Origin of the sequence: Aureimonas endophytica, assembly GCF_014642635.1 — a bacterium.
GTDB classification, from domain to species: Bacteria; Pseudomonadota; Alphaproteobacteria; order Rhizobiales; family Rhizobiaceae; genus Plantimonas; species Plantimonas endophytica.
This window is the reverse complement of sequence record NZ_BMIQ01000001.1, coordinates 630,306-657,237: the sequence shown is the minus strand read 5'-3', so window position 1 is coordinate 657,237 and position 26,932 is coordinate 630,306. Positions and strand designations below refer to the sequence as shown.

24 protein-coding genes are annotated in these 26,932 nt (G+C 68.6%); 17 read left to right on the top strand and 7 right to left on the bottom strand.

The window, feature by feature from the left end:
• Nucleotides 1–261: 261 nt before the first annotated feature.
• Nucleotides 262–1,347: a GNAT family protein gene (locus tag IEY14_RS03320; RefSeq protein WP_188906771.1), complete on the bottom strand. Its 1,086-nt coding sequence runs from the start codon at nucleotides 1,345–1,347 to the stop codon at nucleotides 262–264.
• A 176-nt stretch (nucleotides 1,348–1,523) separates the two neighbouring features.
• On the bottom strand, nucleotides 1,524–2,123 hold the full coding sequence (locus IEY14_RS03315; RefSeq protein ID WP_188906770.1) for a PilZ domain-containing protein: 600 nt from the start codon (nucleotides 2,121–2,123) through the stop codon (nucleotides 1,524–1,526).
• Nucleotides 2,124–2,318: 195 nt separating this feature from the next.
• Here IEY14_RS03315 and IEY14_RS03310 point away from each other — a divergent pair, with 195 nt between their 5' ends.
• Nucleotides 2,319–3,050 (top strand): rhomboid family intramembrane serine protease, encoded by a 732-nt coding sequence (locus tag IEY14_RS03310; RefSeq protein ID WP_188906769.1) that lies wholly within the window; start codon nucleotides 2,319–2,321, stop codon nucleotides 3,048–3,050.
• Between the two features lie 124 nt (nucleotides 3,051–3,174).
• Nucleotides 3,175–3,609: a CBS domain-containing protein gene (locus IEY14_RS03305; RefSeq protein ID WP_188906768.1), complete on the top strand. Its 435-nt coding sequence runs from the start codon at nucleotides 3,175–3,177 to the stop codon at nucleotides 3,607–3,609.
• Between the two features lie 9 nt (nucleotides 3,610–3,618).
• On the opposite strand, the gene IEY14_RS03300 is transcribed toward IEY14_RS03305, so the two are convergent.
• From IEY14_RS03300 to folE, 3 genes are all read right to left on the bottom strand, one after another.
• On the bottom strand, nucleotides 3,619–4,530 hold the full coding sequence (locus IEY14_RS03300; RefSeq protein WP_244639336.1) for a patatin-like phospholipase family protein: 912 nt from the start codon (nucleotides 4,528–4,530) through the stop codon (nucleotides 3,619–3,621).
• A gap of 175 nt (nucleotides 4,531–4,705) precedes the next feature.
• Nucleotides 4,706–5,125 (bottom strand): phosphoribosyl-AMP cyclohydrolase, encoded by a 420-nt coding sequence (gene hisI / locus IEY14_RS03295; protein ID WP_188906766.1) that lies wholly within the window; start codon nucleotides 5,123–5,125, stop codon nucleotides 4,706–4,708.
• A complete protein-coding gene (folE, locus tag IEY14_RS03290; RefSeq protein WP_188906765.1) occupies nucleotides 5,122–5,745 on the bottom strand; it encodes a GTP cyclohydrolase I FolE in 624 nt (207 codons plus the stop codon). Before folE ends, hisI begins: the two co-directional genes overlap by 4 nt.
• Nucleotides 5,746–5,862: 117 nt before the next feature.
• Between folE and IEY14_RS03285 the strand changes: the two genes are divergently transcribed.
• The 4 genes from IEY14_RS03285 to thrS all read left to right on the top strand — a co-directional run bounded on the left by IEY14_RS03285 (nucleotide 5,863) and on the right by thrS (nucleotide 9,053).
• Nucleotides 5,863–6,312 carry an iron-sulfur cluster assembly scaffold protein gene (locus IEY14_RS03285; RefSeq protein WP_188906764.1) on the top strand — a complete coding sequence of 150 codons (450 nt, stop codon included), beginning with the start codon at nucleotides 5,863–5,865 and terminating at the stop codon, nucleotides 6,310–6,312.
• Nucleotides 6,313–6,325: 13 nt separating this feature from the next.
• Nucleotides 6,326–6,610: a membrane protein insertion efficiency factor YidD gene (yidD, locus tag IEY14_RS03280; RefSeq protein WP_188906763.1), complete on the top strand. Its 285-nt coding sequence runs from the start codon at nucleotides 6,326–6,328 to the stop codon at nucleotides 6,608–6,610.
• 61 nt (nucleotides 6,611–6,671) lie between these two features.
• Nucleotides 6,672–6,872, top strand: a complete 201-nt coding sequence (locus tag IEY14_RS03275) for a YegP family protein (protein WP_188906762.1) — start codon at nucleotides 6,672–6,674, stop codon at nucleotides 6,870–6,872.
• 183 nt (nucleotides 6,873–7,055) lie between these two features.
• On the top strand, nucleotides 7,056–9,053 hold the full coding sequence (gene thrS / locus IEY14_RS03270; protein WP_188906761.1) for a threonine--tRNA ligase: 1,998 nt from the start codon (nucleotides 7,056–7,058) through the stop codon (nucleotides 9,051–9,053).
• Between the two features lie 54 nt (nucleotides 9,054–9,107).
• Here the strand turns inward: thrS and IEY14_RS03265 are convergent, their stop codons facing one another.
• On the bottom strand, nucleotides 9,108–10,277 hold the full coding sequence (locus tag IEY14_RS03265; protein WP_244639278.1) for an RgsD C-terminal domain-containing protein: 1,170 nt from the start codon (nucleotides 10,275–10,277) through the stop codon (nucleotides 9,108–9,110).
• Nucleotides 10,278–10,429: 152 nt separating this feature from the next.
• Between IEY14_RS03265 and IEY14_RS03260 the strand changes: the two genes are divergently transcribed.
• The 3 genes from IEY14_RS03260 (at nucleotide 10,430) to IEY14_RS03250 (ending at nucleotide 12,865) form a co-directional block, all read left to right on the top strand.
• A complete protein-coding gene (locus tag IEY14_RS03260) occupies nucleotides 10,430–11,014 on the top strand; it encodes a nitroreductase family protein (protein ID WP_244639277.1) in 585 nt (194 codons plus the stop codon).
• Complete coding sequence (locus IEY14_RS03255) at nucleotides 11,014–11,664, top strand: flavin reductase family protein (RefSeq protein WP_188906760.1); 651 nt, start codon at nucleotides 11,014–11,016, stop codon at nucleotides 11,662–11,664. Before IEY14_RS03260 ends, IEY14_RS03255 begins: the two co-directional genes overlap by 1 nt.
• A gap of 67 nt (nucleotides 11,665–11,731) precedes the next feature.
• Nucleotides 11,732–12,865, top strand: a complete 1,134-nt coding sequence (locus IEY14_RS03250; protein WP_244639334.1) for a DUF2336 domain-containing protein — start codon at nucleotides 11,732–11,734, stop codon at nucleotides 12,863–12,865.
• 15 nt (nucleotides 12,866–12,880) lie between these two features.
• Here IEY14_RS03250 and IEY14_RS03245 read toward each other — a convergent pair whose 3' ends face one another.
• On the bottom strand, nucleotides 12,881–13,654 hold the full coding sequence (locus IEY14_RS03245) for an NAD kinase (RefSeq protein ID WP_188906758.1): 774 nt from the start codon (nucleotides 13,652–13,654) through the stop codon (nucleotides 12,881–12,883).
• A 456-nt stretch (nucleotides 13,655–14,110) separates the two neighbouring features.
• Here IEY14_RS03245 and IEY14_RS03240 point away from each other — a divergent pair, with 456 nt between their 5' ends.
• From IEY14_RS03240 to IEY14_RS03205, 8 genes are all read left to right on the top strand, one after another.
• Nucleotides 14,111–16,360, top strand: coding sequence for a polysaccharide deacetylase family protein (locus IEY14_RS03240; RefSeq protein ID WP_188906757.1), 2,250 nt, complete (start codon nucleotides 14,111–14,113; stop codon nucleotides 16,358–16,360).
• Entirely contained in the window at nucleotides 16,357–17,676 is a 1,320-nt protein-coding gene (locus IEY14_RS03235) for a tetratricopeptide repeat protein (RefSeq protein WP_188906756.1), read from the top strand. The genes IEY14_RS03240 and IEY14_RS03235 overlap by 4 nt, the downstream gene beginning before the upstream one ends.
• Entirely contained in the window at nucleotides 17,673–18,374 is a 702-nt protein-coding gene (locus IEY14_RS03230; protein WP_188906755.1) for a hypothetical protein, read from the top strand. The genes IEY14_RS03235 and IEY14_RS03230 overlap by 4 nt, the downstream gene beginning before the upstream one ends.
• Before the next feature lie 14 nt (nucleotides 18,375–18,388).
• On the top strand, nucleotides 18,389–19,015 hold the full coding sequence (locus IEY14_RS03225; protein ID WP_188906754.1) for a hypothetical protein: 627 nt from the start codon (nucleotides 18,389–18,391) through the stop codon (nucleotides 19,013–19,015).
• A complete protein-coding gene (gene pelF / locus IEY14_RS03220; RefSeq protein WP_188906753.1) occupies nucleotides 19,012–20,529 on the top strand; it encodes a GT4 family glycosyltransferase PelF in 1,518 nt (505 codons plus the stop codon). Before IEY14_RS03225 ends, pelF begins: the two co-directional genes overlap by 4 nt.
• A 3-nt stretch (nucleotides 20,530–20,532) precedes the next feature.
• Nucleotides 20,533–22,038 carry an exopolysaccharide Pel transporter PelG gene (pelG, locus tag IEY14_RS03215; RefSeq protein WP_188906752.1) on the top strand — a complete coding sequence of 502 codons (1,506 nt, stop codon included), beginning with the start codon at nucleotides 20,533–20,535 and terminating at the stop codon, nucleotides 22,036–22,038.
• Nucleotides 22,035–23,351: a polysaccharide biosynthesis/export family protein gene (locus tag IEY14_RS03210; protein ID WP_188906751.1), complete on the top strand. Its 1,317-nt coding sequence runs from the start codon at nucleotides 22,035–22,037 to the stop codon at nucleotides 23,349–23,351. The genes pelG and IEY14_RS03210 overlap by 4 nt, the downstream gene beginning before the upstream one ends.
• A 274-nt stretch (nucleotides 23,352–23,625) precedes the next feature.
• Complete coding sequence (locus IEY14_RS03205) at nucleotides 23,626–26,925, top strand: M10 family metallopeptidase C-terminal domain-containing protein (protein ID WP_188906750.1); 3,300 nt, start codon at nucleotides 23,626–23,628, stop codon at nucleotides 26,923–26,925.
• The last annotated feature ends 7 nt before the right edge of the window (nucleotides 26,926–26,932 follow it).

Genomic DNA, 26,932 nt, shown 5'->3' with positions numbered 1-26,932 from the left:
GCTCGATTCGATGATGAAGAATACTGTGAAAGACATCATCGGAATTTCGTCTTAATCGAGCGATCTCGTTAAGACATTGTTTACCACATCACGCCGCCGCCACGATCGTCTATCATTTGTTAACCCTAACGGCGGGATGGACGGTGGAAAACCGGGTGCGAACGGAACCGACGCGGCGTCCGTCCGAGGAAAGCGGGTCGAAAAAAGGAGTGAGGCCCGACGGTTGCCGGGATCTTCGGCCCGGGCGCGTTCGACGCGGCCTCAGCGCGGCCGCTCGATATCCGGCGTGTAGAGCGTCGAATTCGGATGCACGGTCTTGATCAGCCGCTTCAGCGAGGGGATCGCGCTGTCATAGAGCCGCGTCAGTGCCGTGCGGCGGACGAGGACGTCGCGATATTCGATGCGCTGGAAGCCGAAGAGCACGGAAAACAGCGTGCGGCCCCCGATCGTCTCCGGACTGTCGGCGTCGAAGACGAGGCCGAGTTCGCGCGCATGGTCGATGGCGGCGAGGACGAGGATCTTCGTCGCCTCGCGATTGGGAGGCGGCAGATGCGGCGTCTCGGCGCGCTCGCTGCGCCGGCGGGACAGCCAGTAGTAATAGCGCTGGCCGTCCCAGGCGCAGGCGATCGCCGCGTCGATCCGGTCCAGCCCCTCAGCGCCCGCGCGGTTGCAGGCGAAGAAGATCCGCACCTGACCGGCCGCGACGCCGGCGCGCAGCAGGCGATGGGCGATCGGCAGGGGCGAATGGGCGCGGGTCTCGAGATTGCGCTCGTAGAAGGCGATGAACTCGTCCGGGCTGCCGTCCTCGACATCCGTCTTCTTCATCGCCGCCTTGATCTGCGTGCGATGGCGGCCCTTCATCCGTTCGAGCACGCCGACATCGTCCGGATATTGCAGATAGTTCGGATGCTGCTCGCATTCGAAGCCGACTTTCTCGAACTCCTCCCGCACCAGGCCGGCATAGGGCGTGCTCGGGTCGCACATGAAGCGGAAGCTCACGGTGCGCGGCAACTGCCGGGCGATCTCCGCCACCGCCTTGCGCTGGTCCTCGGGCGAGAGACCGTCCGCGAGGACGGGACCGCCGAGATGGGTCCAGAAGGGGGCGATGCCGAGCCGCGCGCCGATCTTGTTGCGATGGACAACATAGCGCAGCCAGCCGGCGCGGCGGCCGCCGAGCTTCGCCTCGACATCGAAGAACGGTCGTCCCTCGCTGGCCGCCGCCTGCCACCAATCTTGAAGGAAGACCGCGCGCGCGCCTTCCGGCCGCGCGGCGAGATCTCTCTCGACGGGTGAATCCTCTGCCGGATCGGGCGACCGCGACGGAAGGGGATCTACTCGGGACATCATCCACCGTGCCAATGCGTCATGTCTCAGCAAGATGGAGACGTGCCCTAGCGGCAGCTTCTACAATCGTGCCTGGAGGGCATTGTCGCAAGTAGGCGCGGAGAAAGGCCTAACAACAGGGTAAAGGCCCGCTATTCACCAGCTTTTTCGGCTCGGGAATTCGTAGGGGCGCCTCGTTCTCAGAGCTCCGAAAGATTGTCGAGCGACTTGGCGACGACGAATTCGACGGCGAAGCCCTCTTCGAGGAGGCGGACGACGCGGCTTTGCGTATGGCCGAGGAGGATGCGCGAGCCGACGGCCGGACGCACCTCCGCCTGGAGCGCCGCGCCCGACAGCGACAGGTCGATGATCCGCACCTGATATTTCCGCCCGTCCTCCAGCACCATCTGCACCACCGGATTGTGCGGTTGCAGGCGCTCGTGGCGGCGGTCTTCCGGCAGGTTGAGCTCGCTGCGATTGGCGAGCCAGGTCAACTGAGCGGCCAGCTTCTCGCGCTTGCGCTCCGTCATCTCCACGGCGAGCGCGAAACCGCCGGCAAAGAGGCGCTTCACCTTGCCCTCGAAGCGGCCGAGCTGATCGACATAGAGGATCACATGCTCGCCGAGACGCGCCCTGGCCGGCGTGAGGAGCGCGACGTCGCCCGGCGACATGTCCTTCAGCCGGCAGGGATATTCGCTGCGGTCCTCCAGCATGAAACGGCCGAGCAGGCTGAGCGGGATGCGGTGATAATGCCGGCGCTCCTGAAAATCGCCGAGCGGCGGGGCTGCGAGCGCTGACATGCGAGGAACCGAACCACCGAAGACGAGAAGCCGCTTCCCGCCAGCCTAAGGGCGGAAGTCTTAACGGTTTGTTCTCTGCGGCCGCGAAAACCGGAGGCCGGAGCAACGGGAGGGGATCCCGATTGCGGAGCGGGCCGCTTCCGCCCTAGTTGTCTCGCGGCAACGAAGCCGCGGACCCTGCGAGGAGCCGAGCCCTTGACGATCGACGAAGCGCCTCTTCCCGAGACGCGGCGGGATTCGACCAACCCGCCGATCTTCAATATTCCGGGCATCGTGCTCGCGACGATCCTGCTCCTCGCGGCCGTGCACGCTTTGCGGGTCTTCGTTCTCGGCGACATCGCCGACGCGAATGTCGTGCTCGATTTCGCCTTCATTCCGGGCTGCTACGTCACCGATTGCGTCGCGGGCTTCGGGCGCAGCGCCGGGGCGGGGCTCTGGTCGCCGCTCACCCATGCGCTGCTGCATGGCGACTGGATGCATCTCGGGCTGAACACGATCTGGCTCGTCGCCTTCGGCACGCCCGTGGCGCGGCGGCTCGGTGCGCTGCGCTATACGCTCTTCTCGGTCGTCGGCGCCCTGGCGGGCGCCGGACTTTTCGACCTCGTCAACCCGACCCTCTTGGAGCCGGTGGTCGGCGCTTCCGGCGTCGTCTCGGCCCTGATGGGCGGCGCCTGCCGCTTCGCCTTCGGCTCGCTCGGGCGTTCCGCCGTCGCGCCGGCCGCCGCGCCGCGCCTGTCGATCGGTCAGGCGCTCGCCGATCGCACCATCCTCATCTTCATCATCGTCTTCTTCGTCACCAATCTCGCGACGGCGTCCAGCTTCGGCAGCTATCTCGCGGGCGGCGCGACGATCGCCTGGGAAGCCCATCTCGGCGGCTTCATCTTCGGCTTTCTCGGCTTCGCGCTCTTCGACCAGCGAGCGCGATAAGCCGCCGGCCCGCCCTTGCTGTCCGCCGAAGGAGGGATACCATTCCCTTCGAGGCGGCTTGCGACGTTTCGGCGCGGGTCTCGCGCCGGCCCGGCCCGGCCGCCTCCAAGAAGAGGAGGAAGGCATGAACGTCAGAAGCATTCTGGAGCAGAAGGGCCGGGAGGTCTTCACCCTGCATCCCGGCATCACGCTCGGCGAGGCGGCGGGAGAACTCGCCCGCCGGCGCATCGGCGCGGTGCTGCTCACCACCGAGAGCGGCGCGATCGCGGGTATCCTGTCCGAGCGCGACATCGTGCGCGCCGTCGGCATCCAGGGCATCTCGGCGCTGGAAGAGCCGGTCGAGGGCATCATGACGAAGAAGGTCACGACCTGCGACGAGAGCGCCGGCATCGACGAGATCATGGGGATCATGACGCGCGGCCGGTTCCGTCATCTGCCGGTAGTCGAGGGCGGCCGTCTCGTCGGCATCGTCTCGATCGGCGACGTGGTGAAGCGCCGCATCGAGGAGGTGGTAAGGGAGGCCGAGGACATGCGCACCTATATCGCGGCGGCCGGCTGAGCGTCGCGCTCAGCCGAGGCTGAAGCCCTCCGCCACGCGCTCGATCTCCGGCAGGCGCCGGACGGTCTCCTCGTAGCCGAGCGCGATGGCCTCGTCGGCGCGATAGAATTCGGCGAGGCCGATATTGCGCACGCGCGGCTGCAACGAGAGGTCCGGCGGATCACCGGCGAGGCGCGAGCGGGAGATGCGGTCCTGAATGATGTTGAAGGCATCGGCCATGGATTGCGTGATGCCGATCTTCTCCCGCCGCCGGGCCGCCTGGAGCGCTGCCTCGTCGGTCGCCTCGGGCGGCGCGCCGGTCTCCGGCTCGGCGCCAGCCGAGGATTCGGTCGCATGCATCCGCACCACCGCCGCGCGGCCGAAGAGATCGTAATGCAGGTTCACCGCCACGACGAGCGGCTGCTCATAGGCCCGGCAGACCGAGACGGGCACGGGATTGACGAGCGCGCCGTCGACGAGATGGCGATGGCCGCAGAGCACCGGCTCGAACACGCCCGGCAGCGCGTAGGAGGCGCGCATGGCGAGGATCAGCGAGCCGGAATCCAGCCAGACCTCGTGGCCGCTGCGCGCTTCCGTCGCGACGCAGACGAGCGGCCGGCCGAGATGCTCGATCTGCAGGCCGTCCATCTGCTCGACCAGCCGGCGGTTGAGCCGCATGCCGCCGAGAAGGCCGGCGGTGCCGAAGCGGATGTCGAGGAAGCGGATGAGGCCGCGCCGCGTCAGCGAGCGGGCGAAATCCTCGAGCTCCGCCAGGCGCCCGGCCAGATAGCAGCCGCCGACCAGGGCGCCGATGGAGGTGCCGGCGATCATGGAGATGCCGATCCGGTGGTCGGAGAGGGCCTTCAGAACGCCGATATGCGCCCAGCCGCGCGCCGCGCCGCCGCCGAGCGCCAGAGCGATGCCCTGGCGCGGACGCGGCATCGGAGAGGGTAGAGGAAAGGCGCGCTTCTCGGCGGCGGGACGGTCGTCCACCTTCGCCGGCAGCGGCGGCGGCTCTTCCAGCCGCTGGTCCGCCACGGCGGTCGCCGCACGATGTTCGGGGGGCAAGCCACGTCGCCACATCGCCCTAATATGGAACGGACGCCTTGCGTTTTTCCTAAGCGAGCTTCGCAATCTCCAGCGTTTCAAGAGCGTGACGGTCCCCGTCCGTTCTGACGATCCGGTAGAAGCATGATGACCGCCCCGTATGGCAGGTGTCTTCCGGCCGCGCGACCTCGACCCGGAGCCAGAGGGCGTCCTGGTCGCAATCGACGCGCATCTCCCGCACGGTCTGGAGCGCGCCCGAAGTCTCGCCCTTCTTCCACAGCGCGTGGCGCGAGCGGCTCCAGTAATGGGCGATGCCCGTGTCGAGCGTAAGACGCAGGGCCTCGGCATTCATATGCGCGACCATCAGCAGATGGCCGCTGCCGGCATCGGTGACGACGGCCGTCACCAGCCCGTCGCGGTCGAAGCGCGGGGTGAGCGTCGCGCCTTCTTCCAGTTCGGCCTTGGCGCCCGGCGGCGGAAAGGCGCTCAAGCGGACAGCCGCATCATCGACAGCACGCGGTCGCGCTCCTGCCGGTCCTTAGCGAAGATGCCGTGGAAGGCGGTGGTGATGGTGGTGGAGCCCTTGGTGCGCACGCCGCGCATCGCCATGCAGAGATGTTCCGCTTCCAGCACCACGGCGACGCCGCGCGGCTGCAGCGCCTCCTCGATGGCGGAGGCGATCTGCACGGTCATCTTCTCCTGCGTCTGGAGCCGGCGGGCGAAGATGTCGACCACGCGCGAGATCTTCGACAGGCCGAGCACCGGGCCGGCCGGGAGATAGGCGACATGCGCCTTGCCGATGATCGGCACCATGTGGTGCTCGCAATGCGAATGGAAGTCGATATTGCGCACGAGGACGACGTCGTCATAGCCGCCGACCTCCTCGAAGACGCGGCCGAGCGCCGCGGCCGCATCCTGGCGATAGCCGCCGAACAGCTCCTCATAGGCCTTGGCGACGCGCGCCGGCGTCTCGCGCAGACCCTCGCGCGCCGGATCGTCACCGGCCCAGCGGATCAGGAGCTCGACGGCGGCCTCGGCCTCTTCGCGGGTCGGCCGCTCGCCTGGCGCCTCGCTCCGCGCTTCGGGAAATTTCTTGATGATCGCATCCATCGCTACGGACTCCGGGCCGGCGCGCTTCTCGTTCTTCCAGGCCCGCACGCGCGGTCCTATATAGACGCGGGACGTTCGCCTTTGAAGACGGGGGATGTCGGCGAGACCGAGGCGCGAATGATCGACGATATCTACAATGCCGAGATCCTGCGGCATGCCGGCAATATCGGACGCATCGGGCGTCTCGAGACGCCGGACGCCACGGCGACCGCCCATTCCAAGCTCTGCGGCTCGACCGTCACCGTCTATCTGACGCTCCGGGACGGCGCGGTCGCGGACTTCGCCCACGAGGTGCGCGCCTGCGCCCTCGGCCAGGCCTCCTCCGCGATCATGGCGGAGAATATCGTCGGCTCGACACCGGCGGAACTGCGGATGCTGCGCCAGACCATGCAGGCGATGCTGAAGGAGGGCGGCGCGCCGCCGGACGGTCGCTTCGCGGATCTCAAATATCTGGAGCCGGTGCGCGATTACAAGGCGCGGCACGCTTCCACCATGCTCACCTTCGACGCCGTGGTGGCGGCGCTCGACCAGCTCGGCGGCACGAACGCGACCGACGAGGCGGCCTGAGGCGGAAGATCCCATGGCCTCCCGCAACTATGATGGACCGTTTCGCAAGACGCCGGGGCGGCTTCTCGGCCTCGCCTTCGTCCGCGCCTATCAGCTGACCTTCTCCGGCTTCGTCGGCGGTCACTGCCGGCATCTGCCGACCTGTTCGGAATACGCCTATGAAGCGATCGCCCGCCATGGCCTGCCAAAGGGGGGCTGGCTGGCCGCGAAGCGCGTCGCCCGTTGCGGCCCCTTCGGCACGGCGGGTCTCGATCCGGTGCCGCAACCCTGCTGCACCAAGCACAAATCGACCCGTTAGCTGGTTGACGAAGCGGTAATTCATGCCAAATCCAACTGATCAACAGTCGGAGATGCCGGAGATGGCGCATAAATTCGAGGTTGTGAAGGACAAGAAGGGCGAGTATCGCGTCCGCTTCAAGTACAATAGCGAGATCGTTTTCGCCACCGAGGGCTATTCCTCGAAGGCCGGTGCGCACCGGGCCATCGAGTCGATCAGGAAGCATGTGGCCGACGCGCCGGTGACCGAACTGGAAACGCCGGTCGCCAGCCCCGGCATCTGACGCGGGCCATCCATATCCCGTTCCATGAAAGCCGGTCGCGCCCCGCGTGGCCGGCTTTCGCCGTTGCGGGCTTGCCGCAAGGTTCCCGAATGATAAAACGCCCGCGCGCGCCGGAACGGGCCGCGCCTTCGATCGAAAGAGCTTACCCGCATCCGTAGGCGGGGGTGAGCGGAAAGGAATGACATGATCGACCTTCGTTTCCCCGACGGCTCCGTCCGGCAGTTCGAACCGACCACCACGGGCCTGGAGATCGCGACCGGCATCTCCAAGTCGCTGGCCAAGAAGGCCATCGCCTATGCGCTGGACGGGGACTTGCGCGACCTCGCCGAGCCCGTCGGCCAGGGCGGCGCGATGGAGATCGTGACGCGGGACGATCCGCGCGCGCTCGGCCTCATCCGGCACGATGCCGCCCATGTCATGGCCGAGGCGGTGCAGGAGCTCTGGCCGGGCACGCAGGTGACGATCGGCCCGGTCATCGAGAACGGTTTCTATTACGATTTCGCCCGCGACACGCCCTTCACCTCCGAGGACCTGCCGGCCATCGAGAAGAAGATGGTGGAGATCGTGCGGCGCAACGCGCCGTTCCGCAAGGAGGTCTGGAGCCGCGACAAGGCGAAGGCCGTCTTCGCCGAGAAGGGCGAGAGCTATAAGGTCGAGCTGATCGACGCCATTCCGGCCGATCAGGACGTGAAGATCTATTTCCAGGGCGACTGGTTCGATCTCTGCCGGGGGCCGCACATGGCCTCGACCGGCCAGATCGGCGAGAACTTCAAGCTGATGAAGGTCGCGGGCGCCTATTGGCGCGGCGATTCCAACAATCCGATGCTGACGCGCATCTACGGCACCGCCTGGGCCAGCGCCGAGGAGCTGAAGACCTATCTCACCATGCTGGAGGAGGCGGAGAAGCGCGACCATCGCCGGCTCGGCCGCGAGATGGATCTCTTCCACTTCCAGGAGGAAGGTCCGGGCGTCGTCTTCTGGCATCCGAAGGGCTGGTCGCTGTTCCAGGACCTCACCGCCTATATGCGCCGGCGCCTGCGCGAGGACTATGACGAGGTGAACGCGCCGCAGGTCCTCGACAAGTCGCTCTGGGAGACTTCCGGCCATTGGGGCTGGTATCGCGAGAACATGTTCCAGGTGCAGTCGGCCGGCGACGAGGCGGAGGACAAACGCGTCTTCGCCCTGAAGCCGATGAACTGCCCCGGCCATGTGATGATCTTCAAGCACGGCTTGAAGTCCTATCGCGAACTTCCGATCCGCTATGCCGAATTCGGCCTTGTGCACCGCTACGAGGCCTCGGGCGCAATGCATGGGTTGATGCGCGTGCGCGGCTTCACGCAGGACGACGCGCATATCTTCTGCACCGACGAGCAGATGGAAGCCGAGTGCCTGAAGATCAACGATCTGATCCTCTCGGTCTATCGCGACTTCGGCTTCGAGGAGATCATGGTCAAGCTCTCGACCCGGCCGGAGAAGCGCGTCGGCACGGACGAGATGTGGGACCGCGCCGAGAGCGTGATGAAGGACGTGCTCCAGCGGATCGAGGCGGAATCGGGTGGCCGCATCAAGACCGGCATCAATGAAGGCGAGGGCGCGTTTTACGGGCCGAAGTTCGAGTATACGTTGAAGGACGCGATCGGCCGTGAATGGCAATGCGGCACGACACAGGTTGACTTCAACCTGCCGGAGCGGTTCGGCGCCTTCTACATCGACTCGAATTCCGAGAAGCGCCCGCCGGTGATGATCCATCGCGCCATCTGCGGCTCGATGGAGCGCTTCCTCGGCATCCTGATCGAGAACTTCGCCGGCCATTTCCCGCTCTGGCTGGCGCCGAGTCAGGTGGTGGTCGCGACCATCACCTCGGAGGCCGATGCCTATGCGAGCGAGGTCGTGGCGAAGCTGCGGGCGCTGGGCCTTCGGGCCGAGGCGGATCTGCGCAACGAGAAGATCAACTACAAGGTCCGCGAGCACTCGCTGGCCAAGGTGCCGGTCATCCTCGTCTGCGGCAAGCGCGAGGCGGAGGAGAAGGGCGTGAACGTGCGCCGCCTCGGCTCGCGCGACCAGGAGGCGATGTCGCTGGAAACGGCGCTGCTGCTCCTGTCGGAGGAAGCCGTGCCGCCCGACGTGAAGCGCTCCCGGCCGGCGCCGTCCGGCGAGCCGGTGCGCGTCGCGGCCGAATGATCGAACCCTCCCGGCGGATCGGCTCCGATCCGCCGGGAGGGCTGCGACCGGATCTCAGTCGCCCGAGCCTTCGGTCGAATCCTGTTGCGGCAGGACGTCGCTGGTCTTCAACTCGACGTCGGCGTCGAGCCCGGCGGTGACGGTGAAGTCGCGCTGATAGGTCTTGTCGCGATTCTTCGCGACGACGAGATATTCGCCTTCCGCCAGCACCATCGAGGGGAATGCCCCGACGCTTTCGCGGATCAGCGCGCCATTGGCATCCATCACCTGCCAGGCGGTGTCGGCGATCGCCTCGCCGCCCTTTTCGCGCACCAGCTTCATCGTCAGTTCCGCCGCGCGATGCTGCAGCGTCACGTCGGTGATCTTGCCGGCCTCGACCTTCACCTCGCCGCCAACCTCGGCATTGTCGTCGCCATATTTGGAGACGATGCGATAGGCGCCGGCATTCAGCGCCACCGTCGCGCCCGCCGCAACGTCGTCGGCGATGAGACGCCGGTCACGCTCGTCGGCCTCGTCGGAATAGATGCTGAAATTCAGCTTGTCCGGGGCGATCGGCTTGTCGCCGCCGACCATCGCGTGCAGCTTCAGGCCGCCGGCCGAGAGCACGACCTGCTCGCGCTTCGGCTCGCCGTTGAAATCGACGCGCCGCGTGACGCCGGCATGGCCGAAGCCGACATGCAGGAGATAGGAGCCGGCGGGAACGGCGAAATCGGCGCCGCCGCCCTTGGCCGTGGCGATCAGCGGCAGCTTGCCGTCCGCGCCCGGCACCGGCGCGAAGAGGCGCCAGACGAGACCGCTGGGCACGTTCCCTCCGTCCTCGGCGAGCTTGGCTTCCAGATGCAGCACCTTCGCCCGCATCGGCGACAGGGAGGGGAGGTTCTGCGGCGCATAGGCCGGAAGGTTCGGCAGGCCGAGACCCGCCGGGCCCAGCGGCCCGCGCTGCTGCGGATCGGGCAGGGCGATGGGCTCCAGCTTCTGGAGCGGGCGCGGCAGGGTCACGCCGAGATCGGAGGAGGGACCGTCGGGGATCGCCGAAGGCGAGACATAGGCGCCGGATTCGCGCTCGCCGCCCGGACCGGCACCGCCAATGCTGCCGAAGCCGAACAGCCCGCCCTTGCCGGACGCGTCCTGTGCGCCGGCCGGCGACGCCCCGGCGGCGAGGATCGCGGCGAGGAGTGCGAGCGACAGCCGGCGTCGCGGGGAAAAGGGTTGCGAAGGGACCATCCGCTCGTTTGGACTATGAAACCATCTGTCTCGGCAAGAGCCGATCCCGCGTCACCGCGTCTTTGTGGCATTCGTGAGGGAAACGCGGCTTAGCCATTGGAATCGCGCCCGACTGTGGCTAGCTCACATCGCATCAGGCAAGGAGTCCCGCCGTGAGCGAAACGATCGCCCGCTATCTCGCCACCCGCCGCTCGGTGGCCATTCCGGCGCTGGAAGGCCCGGCGCCCGACGACGAGACCCTGCGGCAGATGCTGACCACCGCCGCGCGCGTGCCCGATCACGGCAAGCTCGCCCCCTGGCGCTTCATCCTTTATCGCGGCGAGACGGCCGCGCGGCTCGGCACGGCCTTGCGGGAGCTGGCCGAGCGCCGCGAAGGCCCGCTCGGCGAGGTGCGCCGCGATCTGGAGGAGAAGCGCTTCAGCCGCTCGCCTCTCGTCGTCGGCGTCGTCTCCCGCGCCGGCCCCCATGTGAAGATCCCGGAATGGGAGCAGGTCCTTTCCGCCGGCGCGGCGACGATGAATCTCGTCCACGCCGCCCATGCCCACGGCTTCGCCGCCAATTGGGTGACGGAATGGGTGGCCTATGACGAGGAGGCGAAGGCGATTCTCGGCATCGCGCCGGAGGAGAAGGTCGCGGGCTTCGTGCATATCGGGCGCTATCTTGGCGAGCCGCCGGCCGATCGCGTGCGCCCGGAACTTAGCGACATCGTCTCCGAAGCCGTGGCGCCCGGCGCTTGATGTTCTATACGACCGACACGAACCGGCACGGGCTGCCGCACGATCCGTTCAAGGCGATCGTCGCGCCGCGCCCGATCGGCTGGATCTCGACCCGCAGCCGCGCCGGCGCCGTCAATCTCGCGCCCTACAGCTTCTTCAACGCGATCGCCGACTCGCCGAAGCTCGTGATGTTCTCTTCCTCCGGCATGAAGGACAGCGCGAGCTTCGCGCTCGACAGCGGGGAATTCGTCGTCAATCTCGCGACGGAAGCGCTCGCCGAGGCGGTGAACCGCAGTTCCGCCCCAGCCCCCCGCGGCACGAGCGAATTCGCCATCGCCGGCCTGACCGAAGCGCCCGCGCGGCTCGTCGCGGCGCCGCGCGTCCTCGAAAGTCCCGCCGCGCTGGAATGCAAGGTCACCGGCCATTTCACGCCGACGGGTCTCGACGGCCGGCCGTCCGATGCGGTGATGGTTATCGGCGAGGTCGTCGGCATCCATATCGCTGAAGAGATCCTGCGCGACGGGATGATCGACATGGCGCTTGCCCGGCCGCTGTCGCGTCTCGGCTATCTCGATTATGCGGTGACGGCAGAGGTCTTCCAGATGCGGCGGCCGAAACGCGCCGATGGCGCGGATGCACCGCAGTTAAGGCCGTCCGAAGAAAGATCGTAAAGCCATCCTTAACCGATGGCGGCCAAGATCGGGTTTCCGAATCCACGCGTCTTCGCCCTTGGCCGCCATGACCCTGCAACGCTTCGTCGACTGGTGCGACAATGCCGGCACCCGCCAGCGGGCCGAAGGCTTCGCCATGCTGGCGCGGGCCTATCTCGACGGCCATGTGCCGCAGGGCGACCGGCGGGCGGTCGAGGCCTTCCTGCATCTGGTGCTCGACGATCCCTCGCCGAAGGTGCGGGCCGCCGTCGCGGCGGTGATGGGACGTCATCGCGCCGCGCCGCCCGCGCTGCTGCGCGCCTTTCTCTTCGACTGTCAGGAGGTGGCGCTCTTCGTCGCCGCGGCGCCCGCCCTCGGCGACGGGGATCTCGCCGACGCGCTGGCGAGCGCGGGCGAAGCCTTGCAGGCGGCGATCGCCGATCGCCCCGATCTGGCCGTCACCGTGGCCGAGGCGATCGCGGCCGAGGGGTGCCGCGCCGCCGTGATCGCCCTTCTTCGCAACGATGCGCTCGACCTCGGCGACGGCGTGCTGCGCCGGCTCGCCCATCGCTTCGGCCGCGATCCCGAGATCCGCGCGCTGCTCACCGCCGGCCGTCTGCCGGTGGACAGCCGCCAGATGCTGATTCTGGAGGCGGCGGACGCGCTGCAATCGGCGCCGCTCGTCCAGGCGGTGCTCGGCGAGCGGACGGCCGCCCTGGTCTTCGAAGCGAGCGAGCGGGCGACGGCGGGGCTCGCCGAAACGGTCGAGCCGGCGGAAATGCCGCGTCTCGTCGCGCATCTTCAGAGCAGCGGCCAGATCTCCCCGGCCTTTCTCATCCGCGCCGCCTGTCTCGGCAATGTCGATCTCGTCGCGGCCGCACTCGCCGCTTTGTCGAACCTGTCCGAACAGCGTGTCCGCGCGGTTCTGGTCGAATGCCGCGAGGCGGCGTTCCAGACGCTCGCGACGCGTTCGGGCCTCTCGCCCTCGGTCGGCGAGATCATCCGCCTTGCCCTCCGCTGCTGGAAGGGCATCGCGACGGGCCGGGTCGAACTCGGGCCGGAAGAGGCGCCGGACTTCGTGCTCGCCTATGTGATCCAGGGCTTCGGCGCCAAGCCCCGCTCGGCCGAGGACGAGAAGGCGCTGGCGCTCCTCAGGCGCATTCAGCGCGAAGCGGCGCGCGAGGGCATGCGGCTGCGGGCCGGGCGGCTGCTCGCCGCCTGAGCCGGAGGCATCGGATCAGAAGCGGAACTGCTCGTTGATGATCCGTTCGTCCCAGGAATGGTCGCCGTCGAACAGGATCTGGGCGGACAGCGTCGTCGATTCGCGCACCACGATGCGGATCACCGACTTCACCTCGACATGGTCGGCGACGGCATTGACCGGCCGCTTCTCGACCTCCAGCGTCTCGATCTCGACCACCTGCCGGCTCGACAGGAGAGCGCCATGCCAGCGGCGCGGGCGGAAGGCGCTGACCGGGGTCAGCGCGAGGAGCGGCGCGTCCATCGGGATGATCGGGCCCTGGGCCGAAAGATTATAGGCGGTGGAGCCGGTCGGGGTCGCGACCATGATCCCGTCGCAGACGAGTTCCTCCAGCCGCACCCGCCCGTCGATCATGATGCGCAGCCGCGCCGCCTGATAGGACTGGCGGAAGATCGACACCTCGTTGATCGCCGGCGCGCGATGCTCGTTGCCGTCGCGATCGGTGGCGACCATTTCCAGCGGCCGGATGAAATGTTCCGAGGCCGCCGCGAGGCGCTGCGGCAGGTCGGCCTCGCGGAACTCGTTCATCAGGAAGCCGATCGTGCCCTGGTTCATCCCGTAGATCGGGATGCCGGTATCCATGAAGCGGTGCAGCGTCTGAAGCATGAAGCCGTCGCCGCCGAGCGCGACGACCACGTCGGCCTCGGCCGGCTCGACATTGCCATAAAGGGCGACGAGGCGCTGGCGTGCCTCGCGGGCGGCGGGCGCATCGCTCGCCACGAAGCAAATCGAAGACAGGGATCGCTGCATCGGCTCCGGCGCGGCTTGGCCCCTGCGCCGACGCGGAAGGGCAGGGTTCGACGTGCCGGATTGGCGGGATCCCTCAAGCATCGAGGGAGGGCATCCGGTCCGCCGGCACGCCCCGGATTATAGCTGCTCGCCGGATGTGATCAATCGGCGGAGGGCGAGGAGCCGCGCTTCCGCCGTGCCCGAGGCTGCGCCTTCGCGTCCCGAGCGAGGCGGCGGGTGGCGTTCGGCCGATTCGGCCGGTCGGTGGAGCGCTTCCGGGCGGCTTGGCGGACGCTACGTCAACCTTGGGTCGCTCTTTGCAATCGAGGGTTAACGTATAGAACATCCCGCAACATAAAGGAAAAACACGAGAAATCGCTAACTATATTCAAGTTCTAAGAAAATCTGAGTCGATGCGCATAGGCAGTGCGGTTAATTTTGGGTAAAGCCTGCCCAAAATTCCATCGGGGTGCGTGAATGCGGGTCGTCGCCGGCTGCCTCTTCTTTGTGCTTGCGCAGCTATCGATCACCCTGTCGGCGGGCGCGCAGGGCGTCGAGGCGGTCGTGCCGCGCCGGATTCTCGCGCTCTATGACGGGGCCGTCGAGCCGACGCCGACAGATACGCAGGTTCATGCCCTTGCGGAATCGATCCTCGATCATCTTGGCTATGTCGTGGAATACCATGATCTCGCGACGGGTCTGCCGCAGCCGGACCGGCTGGAGGGCACCGCCGCGATCCTGACGATGCTGACCTACGATGTCCGCGACTCCTCGCGCTATCTCGCCTGGCTCGGCCGGCAGGCGCGAACGGTGCCGCGCATTCTCGTCCTCGGCCAATTCGGCGGGCCGCTGACGGAGGCGAATCGCCGCTCGCTGGCTCCGGTTCTCGATGGACTCGGCCTGCGCCTGACCTCGGATTATGTCGGCGCCGACGCGCCGTCGCGGATCGTTACCCTGGACCGGCGGCTGGTCGGCTTCGAGAGCGAGGTCAATCCGATCGCGCCCGGCCATCCGTTGGTGACGCGGCGGCGGGGCGGCGGGGCCGAGGTGGCGCTCGAATACGAGACGGAGCTTCTCGGCCGAAGGGTGCGCAGCACCGTTCTCGCCACCGGTCCGCGCGGCGCCTATGCCGCGAGCGGCGTTCTGGCGAGCGTCGATCCCGTTCTTCGGGAAACCCGCTGGATTGTCGATCCTTTCGAGTTCGTCCACCGCGCGCTCGGCGTGCCGCGCTTTCCGATCCCGGACGTGACGACCGTTTCCGGCCGGCGCATCTATGTCGCGCAGATGGCGGGCGATGGCTGGAACGATGGTTCCGCCATCGGCGCGGACGAGGCCGGACGGCCGATCGCCGCCGAAGTTGCCACAAGGGAACTCGTGGCGGCCTTTCCCGATCTGCCGATCACGGTCGGCGTGACGCTCGGAGATTTGGAAGACGGGCTCGGCGGCGGCAAGCGGGCACGGGACGCGGCGCGGGCGCTGTTCGCCCTGCCGCAGGTGGAGGTTGCCAGCGCCACCGCGACCCGGCCGCTGCGCTGGAGCTTCTTCGATCATTACGACCGGGCGGAGGAATTGCGGCTCGTCGCGGCGGCGGATGGCGCTTCGCGGGGCGTCTTCGGCCGGATCGGCGCGGCGGTCACCGGCTCGGGGTCCCGCAACCGTCTCGTCGCCGATGGGCGGGATCTGCCCCGCGCCTATTTGCAAACCGCCTTCGACCTCGATTCGGAAATCGCCGGCGCCTTGCGGGAGACCGCGACGCTCGCGCCTCCCGGTAAGGCGCCGGCGCTCTATCTCTGGAGCGGCGACGCGCTGCCCGGCGAAGCGGCGATCCGGGCGACGCGCGAGGCCGGCATCGGCAATCTGAGCGGCGGCGAAATGCGCTTCGACCCGAGCCGGTCGTCCGTCGCCGATGTTGCGCCGCTGGCGCGGAAAGTCGGGGCCGAGCGGCAGGTCTATGCGCTGGCCGGCAGCGAGAACAGCTATACGAAATCCTGGACGGACCAGTTCGGCGCCTATAGGCGTCTCGCCGATTTCTTCCGGCGCACCGAGGAGCCGCGCCGGCTGAAGGGCGTCGGCCTCGGCTTCCATGCCTATTCGGCCTCGCGCGCCGCCTCGCTCGGCGCCGTGAAGGAGCTTCTGTCCTGGGCGGAGACCGCGCCGCTCGCGCCGATCCGCAGCTCGCTCTATGCCGCGATGGTCGAGGGCTTCTTCACGACCCGGATCGTCGCGCTCGATGTCGCGACATGGCGGATCGAGCATCGCGGCGCGTTGCGCACGCTCCGCTTCGATGCCCTGCCGGACCAGACCGTCGATCTCCCGCGCAGCCACGGTGTTCTCGGCTCGAACCGCGTCGGCGACCGGCTCTACGTCTCTCTCGATCCCGACGTGCCGGTCGCGACGCTGGCGCTGAGGGATCGGAGCATGCCGCAGGAGCCCGCCGATCTTGCGAACGCGGCGCTGACGGAAAGCCGCTGGCAGATCAGCCGCCTGGTGCGGGGTCGGGACCGCTTGGCCTTCACGGCGGAAGGGTTCGGCCAAGGCGACTTCCTCTGGGCGGGCATGCCTGCCGGCGCCTGGCATGTCACCGCGCGCCGCGACGGCCGTGTCGTGGCGCAAGCGGAGATGCTCGCCGATGCCGATGGCGTGGCTTCGGTGTCGCTTTCGGCGGACGCGCGTTCGCCGCTGGAGATCGCGATCACGCGCCGCGACGCCACGGAGGCCGTGCAATGAGGCCGTCGCCGCGTCTCGTGATCGCCGGCCTCGCCCTTCTGTCGCTCGGCGCCGGCCTGCTGCTCGTGCCCGGCACGGCGGAGCGTCTGACGATGCTGGCGCGCGACGGGCGCGTGGCGAGCGCGGCGGCGCTCGGCGAGGCGGCGTCGAATGCGGGGGGCGCGGAGCCGCCGGTGCTGGCGCGTCTGTTCGAGCTCGATCGGAGCGAGGGCGATCCCGCGCGCGCGGAAGCCCGGCTGCTCGACTTCCTGCGGGAGCGGCCGGACGATACCGCCATGCTGCGCAAGGCCGCCGCCTTCTTCGGCGACAGCCGCAACTTCCCGCGTCAACGGGACATGCTGGAGCGCCTGACGGCGATCGACGGCACCGGCAGCGATTTCGAGACGCTCGCCCGGCTCTATCGCCTGGACGGACGCTTCGCCGACGAACGGCGCGTGCTCCTCACCGCGCCGGCCTCCGCGCTGTCGCCGGCCCTCCGATTGCGGGCCGCCCATCTTCTTTCGGCGGACGGCCAGGATGCCGAGGCCGCCCGGATGCTGGAAGGATCGCCGGAAACCTCGATCGAGGCGGAGGGCGAGGCCCTGTCGCTCTACATGCGCGCGCTCGTCGCGAGCGGGCAGGCGGCGAAGGCGGCGGTGATCGGGGTGGATCGCGTGGCGGACGGTCTTAGCGTCGGCGAACAGGCGCAGTTCGTGCTGGCGCTGGCGCTGGCCGGGGCCGATGCCGAGGCGCTGCGGCTCGCCACGGCGCCCCGGCCCGACGGCGGCGATGCGTCCGCCATCGCCTGGATGCTGGGCGAAAGGGGACGCTTCGACCTCGCTACGCGCCTCCTCGAGGCCGGGCTCGGCGACGCCGACCGCCGAGGCCTGCGCAAGGCCATGCGGCTCTATGCCGATCTCGCCCTTGCCACGAACCACCTCGGCTGCGCGGTGGCGGAGGTCCGCCGTCTCGCCTCGGGAAGCGCCGCGTCGCCGCAGCGCGCGGCGGCGCTGGCCGCCGCCCTGTTCGAGCGGCGCGGCTATGGCGTCATCGCGCCGGTCCGCCCCTGGCTGACGCCGTCGATCCTTCGCGAGGAGCCGCTTTTCGCGGCGCGCCTCGCGCGGTTGGAGCACGACCCGGCGGCCGCGCGGCGCTTTCTCCTGCAGGCCGGCGAGGACGAGGACGAGCCCGCGGCGCGGCAGGCAGCCTTCGAAGCCCTCGATCCGGTCGAAGCGAAGACCGGCACCGAGATGCGGCGGACCCCACGGCCTTCCGACCCGCCGAAACATCCATCTTTGATCCGCGCTGCCGATCCCGACGAGGAAGCGAAGTCATGAGCGTCGAATCCGTGACCCGAAGCGATGCCGTGCCGGTCGGCGCCGTCCGCCGGGCGCTCGCCCCGGCCGCCTGGGCCGTCGAACTCGCGGTGCTCTTCGCCGGCCTCCTCGCGATCGAACTCCTCCTCCCGCCCGACGCGGCGCTGCTCCGGTTCTCGCCGAGCGCGATCTGGATTCCGGTGCTCGCCATGGCGGTGCTGCACGGCACGGTGCCGGCCGTCAGTGCCTCGATCCTCGGCGCCGTGATGCTCTGGGTCTTCGAGCCGAGCCTGTCGCCGGCGGATGTCGATACCTATGTCGCCGCCCTGCGCTTCTGGAAGGAGCCGGTGCTCTGGCTCGCCGCGTCGCTCGCCATCGGCGCCTATCGCGACCGACAGGCCGCGCTGCGGATCGAACTCGCCGAGCGCACCGAGCGGGCCGAAAAGCAGCGGGCGGTGATCGCCGACTATGCGCGCAGCCTGCGCGACCAGATCGATCTTCTGGAACAGGAGATCGCCTTCGCGGCGCCGCAGGACGGGCCATTGGCGGCGAACGAATCGCGGCGGTCGGCGACCGGCCTCCGCCTGTCCCACGCCGAACCGATCGAGATCCGCATCGGCACGCTGTCCGCCGCCAACTCCGAGACTGGTCCGCAGCTCGTCGTCGGCCGGGCGAAGGACGGTCGGCCCGCCTATCTCGTCGCGGGCCCGGCCGAATGACGCCCGAGATCGCCATGGCGTCCGAGGTCCGGTCGCGGCCGCCCGTCGTTGCGCTGGCGCTCGTCGCCCTGGCGGCGAGCGGGCTCGACGCGCTGCTCCTCGCCGCCCTCGGCTCCGGCATCCTCGGCGCCGGAGCGTTCCTGGCGCTTCATCTGGCGCTCGGCGCGGCTCTGGTCGCGCTGCCCGCGCGGGTGACGGGCGATCGCGGCACGGCGCTCATTCTCGGCCTCGGGCTCCTGGTGCTCGGCCCCTTCGGCTGTCTCGCCTCGCTCGTGATCTGCCTCGCCGATCGCGCCGCGCCGGACGACGCCGAAGCGCGGGGGAACTGGTATCGGCAGCTCTCCGGTCGGATCGAGGCCGATCCGGCCGAGATCCTTTATCGCGACATCGTCGAGGGCCGGGCCTATCGCCCCGGCTCGCCCCCGGCGAATTTCGCCGCCGTCATGGCGGGGCGCAGCGTCGACGATCGGCAGACCGTGCTCGGCCTTCTCGTGAAGCAGGGCAGGCCCGCGCCCGAGGCCGTGATGCAGACGGCGCTGCGCAGCCGCGACGTGGCGGTGCGCGCCTCCGCCGCCGCCGCCGTCGCAAGGCTGCGCGAACTCGACGCGGCCAAGGCGGGCGAAGCGGAGGGCGCGCGATGAGCGGCATTCCCGCCTTCGACCGCATTCCCGGCGAAAGCGCCGATGTCTGCCTCATCGTCGAGGGCTGCTATCCGCATGTCGCGGGCGGCGTCTCGACCTGGATCGACTGGCTGATCCGCTCGATCCCCGAAACCCGCTTCGGCGCGGTCTCGCTGGTGACGCCCGGCGAGGGGCGGACGGCGCGCTACAAGTTCGGCCCCAATCTCGTGCGCTTCCAAGAGATCGTGATGGGCGACGCGCCGCCGGCCGCCGCCCGCTGGCGCGCCCGCCGCTATCCGGCGCCGGAGCGCCTCGCGACGCTTCTCGTCGAATTCGTGCGGCGGGGGGAGCTCGCGACGCTGGCGGCGATCCTGCGGCTCGTCAACGACGAGCGCCAGCCGATCCCGCTCGCCGTCCTCGATCGCGGCGACCATGCCTTCGCCGTCTGCCGCGAGGCCTATCGGCAGATCATGCCACATGGCTCGTTCAAGGATTTCTTCTGGGCCTGGCAGGCGCTGATGGGCGGGCTCTTCGCCGTCCTGAAGGCGCCGCTGCCGGCGGCGCGGACCTATCACACGATCTCCACCGGCTATGCCGGCCTTTTCGCCGCGCGCGCCGCGATCGAGGGCGCGGAACGGGTGCTGATCACCGAGCACGGCATCTATACCAACGAGCGGCGCATCGAGATCCTGATGGCGGATTGGATGGTCGACACGGTCGACCAGGGCCTCGCCATCGCCGGCCGGCGCACCGACCTGCGCGATCTCTGGATCATGGCCTTCGAAAGCTATGCCCGCTGCTGCTACGCCGCCTGCGACGGCATCACGACCCTGTTCGGCGAGAACCAGCCGATGCAGCGGGCGCTCGGCGCGGCGGAAGCGCGGCTCGTCGTCATTCCGAACGGCATCGAGCTCGACCGCTTCGGCACCATTCCGCCGGCACCGCCCGAGGCGCCGCCGACGGCGGCTTTGGTCGGCCGCGTCGTGCCGATCAAGGACATCAAGACCTATATCGAGGCGGCGGCCCATGTCCGCCGCGCCGTGCCGGACGCGCAGGTGCTCGTCGCCGGGCCGGAGGACGAGGACCCCGCCTATGCGGCGGAATGCCGGGAGCTGGTGCAGCGTCTCGGCCTCGGCGACACGGTGAAGTTCCTCGGCCGCGTCGACGTGCGCCAGCTTCTCGCCTCCACCCATGTCGTGGTGCTGACCAGCCTCAGCGAGGCGCAGCCGTTGACCGTGCTCGAAGCCGGGGCGGCCGGACGCCCCTGCGTCACCACCGATGTCGGCGCCTGCCGCGAGATGATCGAGGGCTCGCCGGACGAGGATCCGGAGTCCGAGCGCGGCGGCTATGTGACGAACATCCTCGCCGCCGACGAGATCGGCGAGGCGGTCGCCCGGCTCCTGACGGACGCGGGCTTGCGCGAGCGGCTGGGCGCCAATCTCCGGCGCCGCGTGCACCGCGACTACGCCTCGCAGCAATCGGCCGACCGCTATCGCCGGCTCTACGACGGCACGCTCGTGCCGAAGGCGGCCTGACCCATGGCCGGCATCGGATTCGAGCTTCGCAGGATGGCGCGGGAGGAGGGGCTGTTGCGGCCGGTCGCCTCGGCCGGGCATGGCGCCTTCGTCGCCGCCGGGCCGTGGCTGCTGACCATTCTCGCGCTGAAGCTCGTCCAGGCCTATCTGCCGGCCTCGAAGGCGGCGGCCTACGACCTGCAGAGCTTGATCATCCATGTCTTCTGCCTGTCGCTGCTCGCCACCGGGCCGGTGGTGACGGCCGGCCTGCGGCTTTGCGCCGACGATCTCTATCTCGGCCGGCCGGGCCGCATCCGCGCCGTCTATCTCGCGACGCAGCTCGTCGCGACGCTCGCGGGCGCCGCGCTGGCCTTCGTCGTCCTCGGTCTCGTCTTCGGCTGGCGCGGCGAGGGGCTGCTCGCCGGCTGCGCGGCGACGGCCGCGACCGCCGGCGTCTGGCCGGCCGCCGCCTTCGGCAACGCCATCCGCGAACTCGGCGCGATCACGCGCGCCTTCGTCGCCGGGCTCGGCCTCTCGGTCGCCGCGACCCTTCTCGCCGCGGAGCACGGGCTCGGGGCGGACGTCCAGGCGCTTGCCTTCGCCGCCGGTCTCTGGCTGGCGGGACTGCTCCTCACGGCACGGATCCTCGCGACCTTTCCCGCGCCCATGACGAGCCTTGCCGCGCCGCTCCGCCTCCTTCTCGGCACCTTCGCCGCCCGCAGGGCGGTGGTCCTCGGCGCCCTGGCATCCGTCGTGGCGCTCTGGATCGATTCCTGGATCTTCTGGCTCGGTCCCGCCGGCCATGTCTCGGCGAGCGGCCTGCCGACGGCGCCCTTCTACGACAGCGCGATGTTCGTCGCCCGCCTGACCATGCTGCCCGGCCTCGTGCTCTTCGTCGGAGCAGTCGATACCGGCGTCTTCGCCGCCATGCGCCGCTTTCTCGAAACCATCGAGGGCCACGGCACGCTGGCGCGGATCGAGGCCGAGCGCCGGGCGCTGACCGAGGCGACGAACCGCCTGCTGCTGCGCCTCATTCTCGTCCAGGCCCTCGTCTCGGCCATCGTCGTCATGCTCGCACCGGCGCTCGTCGCGCCGGCCGGCCTTCTCTTCCAGCAGGTGGCGCTTCTACGCTACGGCGCGCTCGGCGCCTTCTTCACCACCGTCTTCTTCGCCGCGACGACCCTTCTGCTGCTGCTCGGGCAGGAGAAGCGCTTCCTTCTCGCGCAGGTCTCGTTTCTCGCGGCGAACGCGGCCGGCGCGGTCGTCACCTTGCGTCTCGGCGAGATCTATTACGGCTTCGGCGCGCTCGCGGCGGCGGCCGTCGCCGCCGTCCTCGCCGTCGCGCTGCTGCACGACGCGCTGGAACGCGTCACCCTCCACACCTTCGAACGCGCGCTCGACGGGGCGCGGCGGCCGAAGCCCGCCGCCGTCCGCGCGCCGTCGCGCTGGCCGCCGGTCCTCGCCGCGCTGCGGGCACGGCTCGCCGGACTGGCGCATCATCTCCCCCGATCAGGAAAGGCTCCGACATGAGAAGACGCAGCACCGCCGCGCTCGCGGCGGCCCTCCTCCTCGCGAGCGGCTTCGCGGCGCTCGCCGCCGGCAGCCCGGCCCCGCAACAGACCGAACGGCAGGGGCTCGCGGCGCCCGCCGTCGCGCCCGGCGCCTATGCGATCGGCGACCGATTGCGCATCACCTTCTTCGAGGCCCTGGAAATGCCGGCCGGCGAGGATGCGGACGCGCCGAGCGGCGGATTCTATCAACGCGCCGACCTCACGGCCGACTACGACATCGGCGCCGACGGGATGCTGAACATCCCGCGTCTCGGCCGCATCGCGGCGGAGGGGCGCGAGCCGCAGGCGGTGGAGGCCGATATCCGCAAGGCCTATGAGGACGCCATGGATCGGGCAGGCGATGCTCATGTCGCCATCGTCGAGCGCCAGCCGGTCTATGTGCTCGGGCCGGTGCGCACGCCCGGCGCCTATCCCTATGCCGATGGCATGCTGGCGCTGAAGGCGATCGCGCTGGCGGGCGGCATGGAGCGCCGATCGGCCGCCGCCGCGCCGCTGGCGGAAGTCGGACGCGAGGAAGAGCGCTCGCAGACGGCGGCGCAGGAACTCGCCCAGCTTCTCGCCCGCCGCGCGCGGCTGGAAGCCGTCCGCTTCGGCGGCGATGCCGTGGCGCCGGCCGAACTCGTGCGCCTCGTCGGCGCGGCCGGCGCGGCGGACCTTCTGCGCGCCGAGACCCTCGCGGAGGGCGACGCGCGGACCCTGCGGCGGCACGAGCGGGAGAAGCTCGCCGACGCGCTCGCCAGTGCCCGCGCCAAGCAGGACGATCTCGGAGCGGCGATCGTGGGAACGGAGCGCGACATCGGTGAGCGTCGCGCCGCCATCGCCAAGGCGACGGAGCCGGACCCCCGCCTCAGCAAGACCGGCATCATCGCGGCGCGCAGCGCCGAGATCGCCAGCCTCGAACAGGAACGCACGCAGCTGCGCGCCGAGTTTCGCGACGGCGAGCGCGGCCTGACGGAGCTCAAGGCCCGGATGGAGCGCGTCGAGCTCGGCGCCCGGGCCGAAGCCGCGCAGGAACTGCTGCGCCTGACCAGCGAGATCGCCCGGCTGCGCCAGGTGGCGGCCAGCGCCTCCGGCCTCGCTCTCGTGCTCGGCGGCGATCCGGCGCGCGACGATCCGGCGGCCTATCCGGTCGAGATCGTCCGCATGTCGGCGGAGGGCGTGCGCACCTTCAAAGGTGATTCGGCGACGCTGCTGCGCCCCGGCGACGTGGTGCGCCTCGTCCCGGCCTCGGCCGCCGGTGCCCTTACGGCCGCCGATCTGACAACGCCCTGAAGCGCCAAGTATTTCCGGTTCGCTGCCTTCCGGCGCGATCAGCATGCCGATCGTTCGATTCGATCCTCGTGTAAGTGCTGGAACCGGCGCTGGAGCGCCTTGGCCCACAACGATAACGTATTTAAAAATCAAGACAAAAGCCGAATATTAACGATGATATTCGCGTCAGATTTTTATCGCGTTGCATCCGTTGATTTTCGTCAAGACTTCATTCATGCGTGCCTAACGGTTTGTTAAGCACTTTCGACTTGCGACATTCGGGTAGGAGTCTGTCATGTCCAATGCTTCGGCATCGGCACTTCCGCTGATCAACATCGACGGCAATCTGTCGGACTGGAAGGAAGCGAATCGCATCGATCGCGGTGATGTCACCGGCTATTCGGTCTATGGGCGCGCCCAGGGCGACAGCTTCGTCTTCGCGATCCACGCGCCGCTCGCGATCGGCGCCAACACGACCGCCTGGCTGAATACCGATCGCGACGCGACGACAGGCTACAAGATCTTCGGCTTCGCCGGTGGCGCGGAATACAACGTCAACTTCCTCGCCGACGGCACGGTCAATCTCTACAAGGGCGGGGTCGGCGAGACCCTGGTGAAGTCCGGGCTGACGGCCGCCTTCAGCGCCGATCACATGACGGTCGAGTTCAAGGTGGACAAGGCGGATATCGGCCATCCGCAGGCGATCGACACGCTCTACGACGTGAACGATTCCGTCTTCCTGCCCGGCAGCTACTCGGCGACGCCCTATACGGTCTTCGACGCGCCGACACTGCCGACCGACCAGCCGACGCGAGTCGCGATCCTCTATTCGGAATCGACCGCCAACAACTATTTCGACAAGACCGCCTATTCGCAGCTCTTCATGGCCGCGCAGAACCAGGCGATGCAGGCGGGCGTGCCCTTCGACGTGATCAGCGAGAAGGATCTGACGGATGTCGCCAAGCTCGCTCAGTACAAGGCGATCGTCTTCCCGTCCTTCCGCAATGTCGAGGCCAGCCTCGTCACCAAGATCGCCAACACGCTGGAACAGGTGACCAAGCAATATGGCGTCAGCCTGATCTCGGGCGGCGAGTTCATGACGAACGACGAGAAGGGCGCGGCGCTGCCGGGCGACTCCTACGCGCGCATGAAGCTGCTCTTCGATGCGACGCGCGTCGGCGGCGGCACCGGCAAGAGCATCGACTTCATCGCCAACGATGCCAATCACGACGTCCTGAAGAACTTCGCCGATGGCGAGCTCGTCCGCCACTATGCCAATGTCGGCTGGAACGCCTTCGCCAGCCTGTCGGGCAGCGGCAAGGTGGTGGCGACGCAGATCGTGGACGGCGTCACCTACAATGCGGTGCAGACGGGCGGGCCGGACGGCCACAACATCCTCTTCTCCACTCCGGCCAAGATGTCGGACAGCAATGTCCTCTGGCAGGCGATCGACCACAGCGTGCATGGCTCCGGCATCTCGGTCGGCCTGCACATGACGCGCGAACGCTCGATCGTCGCCTCGCGCACCGACATGGATCAGAGTCAGTTCAAGGACGAGGTGAAGCCCGAGGACGGCAGCGCCGGCATCTATGACAGGCTGCTGCCGATCCTAGACGCCTGGAAGGCGAAATACGGCTTCGTCGGCAGCTATTACGTCAATGTCGGCAACGACGCGGCGAACGGCATGGCGACGGACTGGTCCGTCTCCTACAAGTACTTCGCCCATCTGCTGGCCGCCGGCAACGAGATCGGCACGCATAGCTATACCCATCCCGAGAACACCAATCTCCTGACGACCGAGCAGATCGCCTTCGAGTTCGGGCAGAGCAAGGCAGAGATCGAGAAGCAGATGTCGGCCTATCTCGGCCGCCCCTTCACCATCGACGGCGCGGCCGTGCCGGGCGCACCGGAAAAGCTGCCGACCTCGACCGAGATCCTGAAATACGTCTCCTATCTCACCGGCGGCTATTCCGGCGTCGGCGCCGGCTATCCGAACGCCATGGGCTTCCTGACGCCCGCCCAGGCCGACAAGCCCTATATCGCCCCAAACACGTCCTTCGATTTCACGCTGGTCGAGTTCCAGAAGCATACGCCGGCCGAGGCCGCCGCGATCTGGGACCAGGAATGGCAGGCGCTGACCGCCAAGGGCCAGACGCCCATCGTCGTCTGGCCCTGGCACGACTACGGCCCGACCACCTGGTCGCTCGATCAGGGCGTCGCCTCGCCCTACACCAAGGAGATGTTCGAGACCTGGATCGCCCGGGCGGCGGCGAGCGGGGCGGAATTCGTCACCGTGGCCGATCTCGCGCATCGCATCCAGGCCTTCTCCAAGGCCAATGTCACCTCGACGGTCAGCGGCGACGTGATCACCGCCACGGTGAGCGGCTCCGGCATCGGCACCTTCACGCTGGATGTCGGCGGGCAGGGCGCTAAGGTCGTGAAGAATGTCGGCAACTGGTATGCCTTCGACGACAACAGCGTCTTCCTGCCGAGCGCGGGCGGCTCCTATACGATCACGCTCGGCGCCAAGGCCGACGACGTCACCCATATCACCGCGCTGCCGATGCGGGCGGAACTGCTTTCGGTTTCGGGCGACGGCAGCAACCTGTCCTTCTCCGCCCAGGGCGAGGGCAAGGTGGTGGTCGACCTGCGGGCCGAGGGCACCGATTGGGTCTCGGTCACCGGCGCGACGGTCGCCTCGAAACAGGGCGAGCTCGCGACGCTCGATCTCGGTGCGATCGGCCGGCACGACGTCAAGATCAGCTATTCCGCCAATGTCGCTCCGGTGATCGACAGCAATGGCGGCGGCGCGCGCGTCGCGCTGAAGATCCTGGAGAACCAGACGGCCGTCACCACGCTGCACGCGAGCGACGCGAATGCCGGGGCCGGCGACAGCTTCGTCTACAAGATCCTCGGCGGCGCCGATGCCGCCCTGTTCTCGATCGACGCGAAGACCGGCGCCGTCGCCTTCCGCGCCGCGCCGGACTACGAGACGCCGCTCGATGCCGGCAAGGACAATGTCTACGATGTGATCGTCGGCGCCGTCGATTCGCGCGGCGCGCAGGGCAGCCAGGCCCTGGCGATCACCGTCGGCGACGTGAAGGGCATAACGCTGACCGGCAAGGGCACCAACGACGTCCTGACCGGCACGAACGAGCAGGACACGATCACCGGCCTCGGTGGCAAGGATGTGCTGAACGGCCTTGCCGGCGACGACATCCTCAACGGCGGCACCGGCGCCGACACGATGACCGGCGGCGCCGGGCGCGACACCTTCGTCTTCACCAGCACGCTCGACAGCGGTATCACCGCCTCGACCCGCGACGTGATCACCGATTTCGTGCACGGCGTCGATCGGATCGACGTCTCGGCGATCGACGCCAATATCTACACGAAGGGCGATCAGGCCTTCACCTTCCTCGCGACGGCCGGACAGGCGATCACCGGCCCGGCCCAGCTCAACTATCATTACGAGACGGTGAAGGGCGTGGAATATACGGTGATCGCCGGCAATACGGGTCTCGTCACCCTGCCGGAATTCCAGATCGCCCTGCAGGGCCATCATGTGCTCACCGCCTCCGACTTCGTTCTCTGAGCGGAGC